Source organism: Paenibacillus sp. J31R98 (assembly GCF_056269245.1).
Genome location: NZ_JBWDNO010000011.1, coordinates 113574 through 127082, shown reverse-complemented (window position 1 = coordinate 127082; position 13509 = coordinate 113574). Strand labels below are relative to the sequence as shown.

Here is a 13509-nt window from a genome sequence, read left to right as displayed (position 1 = left end):
TGTAGCAGAAGCAGGTCAAGTTTTCAGAAAAAACGCGGGGCATCTGCCTATTTTTCCCTGTACCTACGCTGTCCGCTAATCACCAAGGTATATCTGTCCTCATATGATGAATTAATTCGTGTGTTACTGTTTAAGACTTCAGAAGCTGCACCTCGTCATCCTCCAGCCTGGAAGGAGCTTCGTCGATGCTCAAATCGAAAGTCGCCGTTCAGGTCATCAGCCCAGGCATCTTGCCGGATGATGCCATAATGCTCGGCGATGCTTATTTAAGACAGTGGAAAATCCCGCAAGGACAGCCGGTTATCCTGAAGTTTGGAGCGCTTCGCCACTATGTCAAAGTAGTGCCTGTCGAGCGATATGACGGCATGCGCATCGGTCAAAGCTTGGCAAGAAAGATGGGCTTGTTCGTAAGTACGTCGCTGCGCATACGTTATAACTACGATACGTCCACTCTCTCTCTCGGCCCCTTAATCGGCGTACTGATCAGCCGTGACGATCCCGAAACACGAGATCGGCCTTTCGGCTCCATCACTATGTTCTGCAAGGAGCTCGTCGATGCCTGCGCCGCCCAAGGCGCTCACGTATATTTTTTTACGCCGGATCATGTGACAGATAATTTCAATAATGTCGAGGGATGGGTCTACTCCGATGGCTGGCGGAAAGTGATGATGCCTGTTCCCGACATCGTCAACAACCGTTTAACGAGCCGCAAGCTGGAGAATCGCCCGAATGTACAGCAGTTTATTAAAGAGGTGAAGCTGCGGCACGGCAGCACGGTGTTCAACGAGAAGTTTCTCGATAAATCCGAAGTGTTCGAAGCGCTGGTGAAGGACTCCTCTCTCATCAAATATTTGCCGGAGTCGCATGTGCTGCGGAGCTTGCCGATGCTAAAGTCCATGTGCAGCAAGTACAACACCGTCTTCCTCAAGCCGGTGCGCGGCAGTCTGGGCAAAGGCATTATCCGCATCACCAGAGTCGACGCCGATTCTTACTCGGCGCAATATGCAACGACGCTTGGTACGCGGAGGCAGCATTTTAACGGGATCGCCAAGCTGTACGCCTCCATCTCCGGCAAAATGAAAACGGTCCGTTACCAGATTCAGCAAGGCCTTCACCTGATTGATATTCTAGGTCGGCCGGTCGACTTCCGGGCACTAGTTCAGAAGAATGAGCAAGGCAAATGGATGCTTACTTCAATCGTCGCACGCACAGCCGGAAGCAATCATTTCGTCTCCAATCTCGCCAGAGGCGGCACGCTCAGCACCGTGCGCGAGGCGGTCGCGAAGTCTAATCTCTCCGGCAGTCACGACGCGCCAGCGAAGCTAACCCGCGCTGCTCTTGAAATTGCAAAGGGAATCGATACGCATATCCCTGCTCACTTCGGTGAGCTTGGAATAGATCTGGCGCTCGATACGAGCGGGCGGGTCTGGCTGCTCGAGGTCAACTCGAAGCCGTCCAAGAACGATAACACTCCGCTGCAGGATAACAAAATCCGCCCTTCCGTCCGAAACTTGATTCGCTATGCCCGGCATCTTGCCGAATTTTAACGAAAAGGAGGTAGCGACCGCTTGGCTATCTCTGAGCAATCCCCTGTCCTTGGCGTTATGATCAGTGAAATTCGTCCGAAGTCCGCATCTGCGCAAGGCGAGAGCATGACGCCTTCCGCATTGCCGGAAGACTCATTCTGCCGACTGCTGAGTCGGCTCGGGCAATCGCTTGGGCTGCTCGTTTATTTCTTCTGCGCCACCAGCGTCCCTTATGCGGCAAGCCGGATGCTTCGCGGCTATCAGCTGCAAGGCGGCGTATGGCAGGCTGGAAGCTTCCCGCTTCCCGACCTTGTTTATGACCGGGCTCTGCCTAAGTCATCCGATCACTATGCGCTGACAATGGAGGCGCTGAACGAACTCAAACGATTGAAGCCGTATATACTGCTAAACGGCTCGCTTCCCGGCAAGTTATATGTCTACAGCGTATTGAGCGGCAATGCCAAGCTAGCGCCGCATGTCCCGCGCTCGCTCGGCTATTCCGGAGCACAAAGCCTTGAGCTTGCGGCGAGCCAGCACGAGGAAGGCATCTTCATGAAACCATCTGCCGGCGCGCAAGGCAGAGGCGCATTTCGACTCATTCGGGCGGAGAACGGCTGGCAGCTTGATGGCAGAGACCGAAGAAACCGTCCTCTTTCACATGCATTCACCAGCTGGCGGAACGTTAGCAGCTGGATCTTCCGTTTCACCGCAGGCGCGCCCTATGTCATCCAGCCTTGCCTGAAGCTGATTGACGAGGATGGCTGCCCCTTCGACGTTCGAGCACTTGTGCAGAAGGACGGATTTGGCAGGTGGTCATTCACCGGAGCAGCACTGCGCACGGGAGAGAGCGGAAGCGTTACCTCGAATTTGCACGGCGGGGGCACAGCGGCGAATGCCGCAGATGCGCTGGCTGAGCGCTTCGGCGAAGAAGTCGCAGCTCAGATGCTGCAGCTCATCCGCCGAATCAGCGAATGCGCAGCCGAAGTGCTGGAACAGCATTTCGGGCGGCTTGCCGAGCTTGGGATAGACTTCGGCATTGAACAGGACGGCCGGATATGGCTGCTGGAAGCAAACAGCAGACCTGGCCGCCAGTCTTTTGAGGATGATGAGCGCACCTATGAAGCTGCGGTCATACGGCCGCTTCAATATGCCCTGCATCTGGCGGCACGCCAGAAACCGATATTCCATTCCAACCGAAATCAAGGGAGATACATCCAGGAGGTTCATCCATGAGTTTGACATCTTGTCATGTACACTTCTCACCATCAAGTGACCGCATCGTCTATCTGTCGGGCTCACTCCTTAAATCGTTAAAGCTCGCCGGCAAGAAGACGATCCAACTTAAGCTTGGTCACGAGCGAATAACCGCAGCGGTCAAAACAATCGAGCGCCAAGGCCACCATCTCTATCTGTCCGCAGGCGTGCGCCAATCGATCCGCGTGCCGAAAGCCGGCAGCATCTCCTTCATTCAAGGGGACGACAACGAGGTTCAGCTTGGTCCGCTCATCGGCGTCCTGACGGACGGCGCACGCTCCAGCGAGTCGCCATTCGGCTCTCGCTCCGGCTATATACGCCAGCTGCTTCGGATGGGAGAACGCAAAGCCTACTTCTTCGCCTTCACGCCGCGAGACGTGAACTGGAATCAAGGCACCATCAACGGCTACTTCCTGAACAGCACCGGCGGCTGGTACCGCAAGGTCGTTCCTCTGCCCGATGTTGTCTATAACCGGCTGCCGAGCCGCGTCGCCGAGACGACTTCTACAATCATGTCGTTACGGGAGAGATTCATCCGCAAAGGCGTTCCGTTCTTCAACTGGAGCTTCTTCAATAAATCTGATGTCTATAAGCTGCTCGACCAGGACGTAGAGGCACTCGAGCATTTGCCGGAGTCTGTTAACAATCCGCGCTCAGATAAAATAAAAGAGATGCTAGAGAAGCATCAATTCATCTACTTCAAGCCGACTGCGGGCAGCCTTGGCATTGGGATCTATCGGCTGACGTATCATCCGAAGCGCGGATACTTCGCGAGATACCGCAGAGGCGGCACGAACGTGCTGCTGCGCTTTACGAACTTCAACAGCTTGATGCGAATGCTGGAAACCAGGCACGGCAGCGGGCTCGGCCGGTATGTGAGCCAGCAAGGCGTGCGGCTTATTGAAATCGACGGATGCCCAATCGACTTCCGCTTCCACATGCATAAGAACGGCAACAACGAATGGGTGCCGGTCGGCATCGGCGCGAAGAAAGCAGGCCGAGGCAGCGTAACGACGCATATCAAGAATGGCGGCCAATTGCTCACGCCGGAGCAAGCGCTCAAGCAAGCCTTCGGTGAACGCTCAGACGAGATGCTGACGAAAGCGAAAGAGGTTTCCGTGAAGCTCTCGGAAGCAATCGAACGCAACTTCCCGCATACGCTCGGCGAGCTCGGCCTTGATATCGGCATCGACAAGGATGGCGATGTATGGATGTTTGAAGCCAACGCCAAGCCAGGCCGTTCAATCTTCAGCCATCCTGCACTGCGCGCGCAGGGACGGGAGTCGGTTAATCATATCCTGGAGCACTGCATGTATCTCAGCAAGTTCACGGGGCAAGGAGGCGAAGATTGATGGCTCTCGTATTTCACGAGGATTCTGCGGACGAAGCCGCCATCATTCTGAGCAAGCAGCCCGTTCTCGCCATATTGACGATTGAAGATGACATCCAGCTGTTTCGCGGCAACCGGAGCAACTTCGCCGACATTATCGCAGCAGGCTCAGGCCATGGCTTCCTTGTTTACGTCGTAACTGTCAAGCAGCTGAAGCTTAGTCGGAAGCTGCTTGACGGCTTCACTTACGACAGAGATACCGATACGTGGATCGGGCAGAAGTTCCCAGTACCGAACTTGATCTACAACCGTATTCCTCTGCGTGAGGATGAATTGCAGCCGGAGGTCAGACGGAAGATCGCGGCCTGCGTCAGCCATCCGCAAATCCAAATCTTTAATCCTTCGTTCTTCAATAAGTGGAGCTTATTCAAATGGCTCCGCCAGTCCCGCACGACGCAGCCGTTCATTCCCGCTACGCGGCGCCTGTTGACAGCTGGCGGGCTCGGCAAAATGATGCTGAAACACCGTTTCCTCTACTTGAAGCCGGTCAGCGGCAAAGCAGGCAAAGGCATTATGACGATTCAGCTGCAGCCAGAGAAGACACTCCCCTACACACTCAAGATTCAAGGCGAAAAGGGCAGCACATCTTACAACTGCGGCTCGATAGCGAAGCTATGGTCACGGATTGTAAAAGAAAGCAGCGGCGATCGATACATTGCCCAGCAGGGCATTCAGCTCGCAGCGTTCAACGAGCGCTCCTTCGACCTGCGGACACTTGTGCAGAAGAACCGCCGCGGCCAGTGGGATATTAGCGGCATCGGCGCGCGAGTCGCCGGCTCCTATAGCATTACGACGCATGTGCCGCGCGGCGGCAGCATCGAAGATCCGGAGAAGCTGCTTGTCAGCGTATTTGGCCAAGATGAAGCACGTAAACTGCTAATAAAGACTCGCAATACAGCGCTCATTATCGCGAGGCAGATCGAACGCGGTTCCCGCCGCAAGCTGATGGAGATGTCGATGGATCTCGGCGTCGATCAGGACGGTCAAGTGTGGTTCTTCGAGGCGAATGCGAAGCCGATGAAATTCGATGAACCGGACATCCGCAAACGTTCGCTCGACCGGATCTTTCAGTACAGCCAATATTTGCTGAAGATGCGCGGGCTGTAGCTGCTGTAGTTGTACTGAGGAGTGAAGCTGCGATGCAAGTGAAGCTGTTATCGCCGTCCCAGTGGTCGGCATCGAAAGAGAAGATCACTCGTTTCCTGTATCGGCACGGCGATAAACGGATTACGACCGCAGCGCTTGCGGCGCTTCAGGAGCTCGCTCCGGCGCGGCTCGTGGCAAGCAGAGCGGGCGGCAGTAACAATGGCAGTGGCAGTGGCGGCGAAGCTGGAGTTGAAGCGGCGATTGCCATTGCCGTAGTAAGCGGCAAGCTCGCCGCCGTCGCTTTCGCAGAGGACGGCGGCGAGCGGGCCTGCTTCGTTGTCGTCTCGCCGGAGTTTCGCGGCCGAGGCGCCGGGAGCGCGCTGCTCGCGGCATTACAGCGGCGCCTCGGGCGTCTTGCTTGCACGGTTGCCGCTGATAATCCGGAGAGCATGGGCATGTGCTTCCGCGCCGGCATGAAAGCGGTCAGCCTGCATACCGGTCCGACGGGGAAGCCGACGCTCCGCTTTGAAAGCTAACCGCTACAGGATGTTTTTGCAAGCTTCGGATGTGAGAGTTCTGCCCCACCTTCGCTAATAATCGCAAAAATGTTTAGGAGGAGTTATTATGGGTCAGCCGGTTCTCGGCATCCTAACCCTCTATCTCAATGACAATGGCCTGCTCGAGGAGAGACCTGTTTATCAGAAGATGATCATCGCCGGGAAGAAGCTCGGCCTAGAGGTGTTCGTATTCACGCCTTCGGACGTGAACTTTACACAGAACCGGATTAACGCACATATGTATGATGCTGCTACGAAGAGCTGGACGCGGAAGTGGCGTTCTTTTCCCCATATGATCTATGACCGGTGCCGGATTCAGAAGAGCCATCGCTTCGTGGAGCTGAGTAATTTTCGCAGGAAATACGGGCATCTCACCTTCCTGAACCGCGTGCTGCGTAACAAATGGACGGTTTACAAAACCATGCGCAAGGAAGAGGTATTCAAGGAGCATCTTCCTCAAACGCGCTTGTATGAGAGCTCGAATGACTTGATGGAGATGATCCGCAAGTATCCGCTCGTCTACTTAAAGCCGATTAACGGAACCGGCGGCCGCGGCATCCTTCGGATTGAGAAACAAGGGACCAGTTACTCGATCCAAGGACGTGACCAGTCTCGCCGAATCGTGTCGCCGCAACGGGTCGCGCTGTCCAGCATTCAGAACAGATTGGCTTCCTGGAACTTGAAAGACAACCACTACATCGTCCAGCAGGGCATTCAGCTGAAGCTGCCGAACGGGCGGGTTCACGACTACCGGATGCTCGTGCAGAAGAATGGGCAAGGCGAGTGGGAAGTGACGGGCTGCGCCGGGCGCATTGGCGCATCCGGCAGCATCACGTCGAATCTTCACGGCGGCGGGCAAGCGATCAAGATGAAAGAGCTGCTCGGCGATTGGATTAAAAACGAGAAAGAGACGAATGACATCGTGGAGCGAGCAGAGCTGCTCGGTGTCGAAATCGCTGAGTTTCTCGAACAGTCCTACGGCCGGTTATGCGAGCTCGCACTCGATCTTGCAATCGACCGCAAAGGCCAAATCTGGCTGCTCGAGGTCAACCCGAAGCCAGCCCGCGAAGTGTTCATCCAAGCCGGCGAACGCGACACCTACCGGACCGCTATCATTAGGCCGCTGGAGTATGCCATATGGCTGCACGAACAAAAAAAACGACGGAAAGAGAAGCTCGTCCCGTCGTCATATGATTGAAAAGCAAGCTGAGAGAGCGTATTGGCTCTCTCAGCTTGCTTTTTGCGCTTTCTACTCCCCCGCCAGCTCCAGCAGCTGCCGGAAGTCGCTTATAAGCGCGTCGGAGCCCTGTAGCTCCTCCTGTCGCCCGTAGACCGCATAAGCACAGCCGACGACCTGCAAGCCGTTGCCTTTGCCCGCTTCCACATCCGAGGAGCGGTCGCCGACCATCCACGCGGATGCAACGCCGTGATCGGCCATGAGCCGCGCGACAAGCTGAACCTTCGAGGCGGTGCCGTACTCGCCTGCGCTGTACAAGCCGTCGAAGAGCGGTGCGATGCCCTTATAGCGCGCCACCTCTTTTACATACTTCTCCAGTCCATTGCTGGCAACAAATAGCTTATACCCGCGTTCTTTCAACACCTGCAGCGTCTCCGCTACATGCGGATATAGCTCTCCCTCGCCAGCTTCAAGCCCTTCCAGCTCATATTGCAGCATGAGCTCATCCGCTCTGCGCTGCGCCGCTTCCGAGGCGTCAGGCATTACTTTACGCCAAATATCTTCAAGCAGCATGCCGAGGCACGAGAGCAGCTTCTCCACCGGCGGCGTAGGCTGCATGTACAGCCCCTCGCTGCGAAGCGTCTTGAAGATCCGCTCATGCACATGAACAAGCAGCGTATCCGTCTCGAACAACGTACCGTCCATATCAAAAATCATTGCTTCAGGTTGCGCCAACTGTTTCAAGCTGCTCAAGCGAACAAACCCCTTTTCACCATTTAATGCCTTTTATCATACTGGAAGATACGATAGAGGCGCAAGACGCGCTTGACTGATCATGAGTCACCGTTATTCATTTTCGCACCTCGGCCAATCTCCAACAGCCTGTCAGCAATCGCCCGTCTAACGGAACGTATAGACCTTATTCGTTCAAAAGTAGCGGTCAAATATCTGTAACGGACTCCAGAGACGTTATTTACCTCATTTACTACCGATAGAGACCGATTTCATACAAATAGCGCTTCTGTGATCCGTTACATGCCAGAAAAGAGCCATTTGCGCCAAATAACGCGTCTGGGTACCGTTACGTCTGGGTACCGTTAGCCTCCTGAGCCCGCAAGCAGCTGGCCTGAACAACAACAAAGTGCCGGAGAAGCAGTCCACTAGACCTCTCTCCGGCACTCCAACTTTCATTTCTGCACTCTGAGTTGCTTTCTACCCTCTATCTGCTACCATTTACCTGGATCAATATCCCCTGGCTTAAGTCCTGCCCACACGTTTGCAATATCCGCCTGCTCCGGATGATCGAACACAAGCCAAGCCGTCGGCAAGTATCTGCCCTCGCTGCTCTTCGTTGACGGCTTGTTCAGCACGGCTCCATCCTTCACGAGCATCGTGGAAGAGCCGCCATCAAGGTTCGCGGCGATGACTGCGCCATGCGCGAGCATAATATTCTGCACATCGTAGAGGTTTGCTCCAATACTGTGGCCCGGCTGGCGGCCGTCAATGACGACGAACAGAATGGTTCCGTCCTCCCGCTGGCCCATAGCCGTTCTCGGCGCAATGCCCCAGCCGTCTGCTGCGTTCTTAATCAGCCCTTTGCCGTTGACGATAATACGCGGCTGGAACGTCACCGCTTCCTGCACGCCAAGCTGCTGGAGCTCGTTAAGCGAATAGCGGCCTGCGATCATTTTGCCATCCTTATCGAGCCCTACAATCTGCGTCGAACGCGACTTGCCAAGGTCACTGTAGAACAGCTTGCCCCCCGACATAACGACGCCAATCGGCTGGAAGCCGTTACCTTGCCAATTCGGATCGGCAAAGCCGCCGCCGTTCACACCTGCAATCGCACCTGTTCGCTGTACCATGCTCAGCACACGTTCGCCTCGGCCTGCTTTCTGCGGCACGACGATACGGATCTTCTTCGGATCGTTGACGGTCATGACATAGCCGCTGTATCCATGCCCGGAAATTTTCTCAATTTCAACAAGCGGCTTCTCCTGCTCTTCTGCACCGCTGTCAGAGCCGGTCTGCTCACCTGCACCAGGTTTGATCTCATGCGTATCCCGTTCCTCACCCATCGCGTCAAAACGGTTCTGGTACGCCTTTACCCGTGTGTCGAGCTCATGCTGACCAATGATATATTTGGCCAAATAACGGTGCTGAGTCGTAATGAGCGTATCTGCGATCAGATAGCGGAAGTTGTTGCCTGATGGCGTAATAAACATCCAGATGATACCGCCAAGGCCGAGCATGAATAGCACGACTGCGGTAATTGCGGTAATTTTTACAATCCGCTTAAGACGTCGGGCAAAAGGCGTCTGCGGAGGTGTTGATCTTCTTGGCGGAACAGAGGACGATCCCGTTCTGCTGCGCGCTGGTAAATTTGTTTCCATCTATGAAGGCTGCCTCTTTTCCAAAATTCGAGTAATGTTCGTACCATGTAGACGCCGACAATCACCGAAAAGTTTCAGTCAGCCTAAAAATTAACATTTTTTTAACGTTTTCTCACGTCAAAAAAAGCCGGCACACCTCCACGGCATGCCAGCTCTTGATCCATCAATCCTGCAAATTAAAATACTTTTTTGGTGTCCCTGTCCGCCTTGATCATCTCGACCGCTTCTTTGAACCGCATCGCATGGACAATTTCCCGCTCACGCAGAAATTTCAATCCATCCTGCAAATCCACATCGTCCGTCATATCGATAATCCATTGATACGTCGCCCGCGCTTTCTCCTCCGCCGCTATATCCTCATAGAGGTCAGCAAGGGGATCTCCTTTGGTTCCGATGTACGCTGCGGTCCACGGCACACCAGACGAATTGGCATAGAACAGTCCGTTATCATGATTGACGTAGTTCGAGCCAAGTCCCGCTTCTTCGAGCTGCCGCGGAGTCGCATCCTTCGTCAGCTTGTAGATCATTGTCGCGATCATCTCCAGATGTGCGAACTCTTCTGTTCCAATATCTGTAAGTAATCCGACGACTTTATCCGGTATCGAATACCGCTGGTTTAAGTAACGCAGCGCCGCCGATAACTCGCCGTCAGCTCCGCCGTACTGCTCAACAAGATAGCGAGCAACCCGAGGATCGCATTTGCTGACCCGAACCGGATATTGCAGCTTCTTCTCATAAATCCACATGCAGCATCTCCCTCCCTCCGCCTATGCTTATACCTGCCAAGGCCAAGGGCTCTCTACCCATTGCCAAGGATACTTCGAATAGCTATGTCCGAATTGCATAAGCGGCCCATACTCCATCTCGAACTGCGTGGCACATTGCTGACGTTGCTGAGCCAATTGATTAAACTGCTGCAATGCCTGCAGATCGTTCGGATGTGTATCCAGATAAAGGGTTAGTTCAACCAGTGCAAAATCCAGCTGCTGCAGCTCCAGAAGCTTGCGGTAATAGTTCTCATCCAGCTTCTTATTCATCCGTTATGCCCCTCCTGCCGGCTTGCATTTGGACTCATATGGGCTATACAATGCAGGCCAGAGCGTGCCAAGTCTCAAGGCATCCGCCAGCGGAAATTGCGGCAAATTCATGGGCTGGTATGGAATGAATTGATTGGGCGGAACAGAATAAGACTTCACATACTTTGGTGGACAAGGGTCAAAAGGACCGACAAAGGGATACCACTCGCGCGTTTGCTTCGTCACATTCACTTGTGCTCTCCTCCTCACAATGCGCATCTCAAACAAAGCATTATTTCTCAAATATATGACAACCGCCTAGATTTGTTTCCTAATCTGATTTATTTCATGATTTCCCGGGTAATATTTAACTTCTTGCGTAAACAAAAAAAAGTCTGTACCTGTTATCCAGGCACAGACTCCATACATTATTCTTGCTCTTGGTCCGCTGATGCGCTCTCTTCGTCCGGTTTCGGGGAAACGTAGATGTGGACGCGCAGCACACGCAGCCGCTCGCTCTCGGCCACTTCAAACACATAGCCGCCTGTCTCGATCTTCTTGCCAACGACAGGGTTCCCTTCCAGCTTCGTGAATAGCCAACCGCCAATCGTATCCACGTCATCGTCTTCAATATCTAGATTGAACAGATCGTTCATCTCTTCGATCAGCATCCGGCCATCAACCGAAGTGATGTCACCGTTAACGACAACATTCGGCTGCTCATTATCAAATTCGTCATGAATCTCGCCGACAATTTCTTCAAGAATCAGCTCAGTTGTCAGCATGCCTGCCGTGCCTCCATACTCGTCGACAACGATGGCAAGCTGCGAATGCTTGCGCTGCATCAGCTTCAGCACGTGGCTAATCTCCATCGATTCCGGTACATTCAGTATCGGGCGAAGGAACTGGCGCAGCGACTGCTCTTCATCCGGATCTGCCGTCAGCAGATCCGTAATATGTACGAAACCGATCAATTGATCCTTATCTTCCACGCAGACTGGATAACGCGTATGCTTCGTCGCATAAACATGCTTCATATTATCTATGAAGGATTGATCTGCATACAAGCAGTCCATATCGGTACGAGGCAGCATCACCTCGCGTGCCAACCGATCGGAGAATTCGAATATGTTGTCGAACAGCTGCAGCTCTTCTTTGTTAATAATGCCGCTCTTCGCGCTCTGATCCATGAGAATCCGAATTTCTTCCTCCGTATGCGCAGAATCATGCTCACTTGCCGGTTCAACACCTATAATGCGCAACAACTTATTCGCAGAGCCGTTCAGAGCCCAAATAACCGGAAGGAACATGCGGTAGAAGTAGAGCAAGGGCATCGACAGCCAGAGAGACGTCGCTTCGGACTTCTGAATCGCAAGCGACTTCGGAGCAAGCTCGCCAAGAACGATATGCAGGAAGGTAATAACCAAGAACCCGATCACGACCGAGACCGTATGCAAGACCGGACCATCGGACAAGCCGATTGCTGCAAAGATCGGTTCAACGATGAGATCGGTAATCGCCGGCTCTCCCACCCAACCGAGCGCGAGTGATGCAAGTGTAATGCCGAACTGTGTCGCAGATAGATAGGAGTCAAGCCGTTTATTTACTTTCAGTGCGTATTTGGCACGCGTATGTCCCTCGTTGGACAGCTGTGTCAGGCGGGATTGCCGCACCTTGACTAGTGCGAATTCCGCCGCGACGAAGAAGCCGTTAAGCAATACAAGAATAAGGACAACCGAGACATTCAGAAAGATCTTGCCAAATTCAAATTCATGCACAGCGTTTGTACGCTCCCCTCACCCGGCAATCAGCCGGTGTTGTCTCGCCTACGCCTTCGCGTTGTATAATCGCTTCTATAAAATGGCTTGACGAGTACCGAAATCGACATCCCGGTAATACATATCTTTCACAAGCAGGTTCGGACCGCAGCAAGCGGCAGCCGGACAATGACAGTCCACACTGCGGGCAAGCGGATGCTCAAGCCATCGGCCGAACAACTCATCCAGTCGGTCTTCGCCAATGTTGCCGAACGCCGGCACATCAGAGAAGTCAGTAACGAACACATCGCCAGTGAACAAATTAACGTTCAGTCGGTTGCGACCATCCGGATCGTTCCGAACCGTAACGAGCTTCTCGGCAGCAAGTCGCTGAAGCAGCTTGCGGTCTTCCGCATTCTCGTTGCAGTAGTAGAACGGCAGCGTACCGAACAGCATCCAGATCGATGGATCACGGCTGTCGAGCAACGCGTTAACGGCGTCACGCATTTGAGCAGGCGTAATGACAGGCAAATCTGCTGCGAACGCACTCGGATACATCGGGTGAACCTCATGGCGTTTGCAGCCCATTTCGATGATTAGCTTGTGAATCTCAGGCATTTTGTTATAAGTGCGATAATTTATCATGGACTCTGCCGAGACGAACAGTCCTCCATCGCTGAGGCGGCGCGCATTGTCGATCATCCGCTCATACATTCGAGCAGCTGTTTCTTTCGGAACCGGGTGACCACTCTTGGCAAACCCGATTTCATGAAAATCATCGCTATTCGTATAGTTAAATGAGATATGCATGACGTCTAGGTACGGCGCAATCTCCTCATAACGGCTGTAATCAAGCGTAATGTTGGAGTTGATCTGCGAGGATAATCCCCGGCTGCGCGCGTATTTCAACAGCGGTATAATGTATTCCTTCACCGTACGAGACGAGAAGGTCGGCTCTCCGCCGGTGATACTGATGGTCTTCAAATGCTCGACTTCATCGAGCCTGCGCAGCATTTGGTCAAGCGGCAGCTTCGCCGGCTCAGCCATGACGAGCGTATCGCCAACAGCACAATGCTCACAGCGCATATTACAGAGATTGGACATGGTCATCTCTACGCTTGTCAGCACATGCCGTCCATGCTCCCGCAAAGAGAGAATCGGATCCCAAAGATCGTTAGAATGCGAGTGATTGGTATAGGGTTCAGTAAAACGTATTGCATTTTGCATTTCTTCTCAGCACCTGACTTTTAATAAGTGTAAACGGCTGTCGCCATCTTCTCGGCAAAATCTTACGTTTCGCGGAGAAATCTAAGCAAAGAATATCGAATACGTATGCTTTCTTAGATTTTAAAA

General features: G+C 53.5%; 13 protein-coding genes. 6 read left to right on the top strand and 7 right to left on the bottom strand.

Annotation, left to right across the window (positions count from 1 at the left end):
* Window positions 1-185 precede the first annotated feature (185 nt).
* The 6 genes from AC0YNX_RS28630 to AC0YNX_RS28605 all read left to right on the top strand — a co-directional run bounded on the left by AC0YNX_RS28630 (window position 186) and on the right by AC0YNX_RS28605 (window position 7011).
* Window positions 186-1547, top strand: a complete 1362-nt coding sequence (locus tag AC0YNX_RS28630) for a YheC/YheD family endospore coat-associated protein (protein ID WP_475819120.1) — start codon at window positions 186-188, stop codon at window positions 1545-1547.
* A 21-nt stretch (window positions 1548-1568) separates the two neighbouring features.
* On the top strand, window positions 1569-2759 hold the full coding sequence (locus tag AC0YNX_RS28625; RefSeq protein WP_475819119.1) for a YheC/YheD family endospore coat-associated protein: 1191 nt from the start codon (window positions 1569-1571) through the stop codon (window positions 2757-2759).
* Complete coding sequence (locus tag AC0YNX_RS28620; protein ID WP_475819118.1) at window positions 2756-4132, top strand: YheC/YheD family endospore coat-associated protein; 1377 nt, start codon at window positions 2756-2758, stop codon at window positions 4130-4132. Before AC0YNX_RS28625 ends, AC0YNX_RS28620 begins: the two co-directional genes overlap by 4 nt.
* On the top strand, window positions 4132-5277 hold the full coding sequence (locus AC0YNX_RS28615) for a YheC/YheD family endospore coat-associated protein (protein WP_475819117.1): 1146 nt from the start codon (window positions 4132-4134) through the stop codon (window positions 5275-5277). The genes AC0YNX_RS28620 and AC0YNX_RS28615 overlap by 1 nt, the downstream gene beginning before the upstream one ends.
* Window positions 5278-5309: 32 nt before the next feature.
* Complete coding sequence (locus AC0YNX_RS28610) at window positions 5310-5792, top strand: GNAT family N-acetyltransferase (protein WP_475819116.1); 483 nt, start codon at window positions 5310-5312, stop codon at window positions 5790-5792.
* An 88-nt stretch (window positions 5793-5880) separates the two neighbouring features.
* Window positions 5881-7011, top strand: a complete 1131-nt coding sequence (locus AC0YNX_RS28605) for a YheC/YheD family endospore coat-associated protein (RefSeq protein ID WP_475819115.1) — start codon at window positions 5881-5883, stop codon at window positions 7009-7011.
* 51 nt (window positions 7012-7062) lie between these two features.
* Here AC0YNX_RS28605 and AC0YNX_RS28600 read toward each other — a convergent pair whose 3' ends face one another.
* The 7 genes from AC0YNX_RS28600 to yfkAB all read right to left on the bottom strand — a co-directional run bounded on the left by AC0YNX_RS28600 (window position 7063) and on the right by yfkAB (window position 13383).
* Window positions 7063-7707: an HAD family hydrolase gene (locus AC0YNX_RS28600; protein WP_475819208.1), complete on the bottom strand. Its 645-nt coding sequence runs from the start codon at window positions 7705-7707 to the stop codon at window positions 7063-7065.
* A 509-nt stretch (window positions 7708-8216) separates the two neighbouring features.
* The gene (locus AC0YNX_RS28595; protein WP_475819114.1) at window positions 8217-9383 is read right to left on the bottom strand and encodes a phosphodiester glycosidase family protein; all 1167 of its coding nucleotides are present in this window, start codon (window positions 9381-9383) and stop codon (window positions 8217-8219) included.
* A gap of 176 nt (window positions 9384-9559) precedes the next feature.
* Window positions 9560-10129 (bottom strand): manganese catalase family protein, encoded by a 570-nt coding sequence (locus tag AC0YNX_RS28590; RefSeq protein WP_475819113.1) that lies wholly within the window; start codon window positions 10127-10129, stop codon window positions 9560-9562.
* Between the two features lie 27 nt (window positions 10130-10156).
* Complete coding sequence (locus AC0YNX_RS28585; protein WP_475819112.1) at window positions 10157-10420, bottom strand: spore coat protein CotJB; 264 nt, start codon at window positions 10418-10420, stop codon at window positions 10157-10159.
* Window positions 10421-10423: 3 nt separating this feature from the next.
* A complete protein-coding gene (locus AC0YNX_RS28580; protein ID WP_475819207.1) occupies window positions 10424-10645 on the bottom strand; it encodes a spore coat associated protein CotJA in 222 nt (73 codons plus the stop codon).
* A gap of 182 nt (window positions 10646-10827) precedes the next feature.
* Window positions 10828-12177 carry a hemolysin family protein gene (locus tag AC0YNX_RS28575; RefSeq protein WP_475819111.1) on the bottom strand — a complete coding sequence of 450 codons (1350 nt, stop codon included), beginning with the start codon at window positions 12175-12177 and terminating at the stop codon, window positions 10828-10830.
* Between the two features lie 75 nt (window positions 12178-12252).
* Window positions 12253-13383, bottom strand: coding sequence for a radical SAM/CxCxxxxC motif protein YfkAB (gene yfkAB / locus AC0YNX_RS28570; RefSeq protein ID WP_475819110.1), 1131 nt, complete (start codon window positions 13381-13383; stop codon window positions 12253-12255).
* Window positions 13384-13509 lie beyond the last annotated feature (126 nt).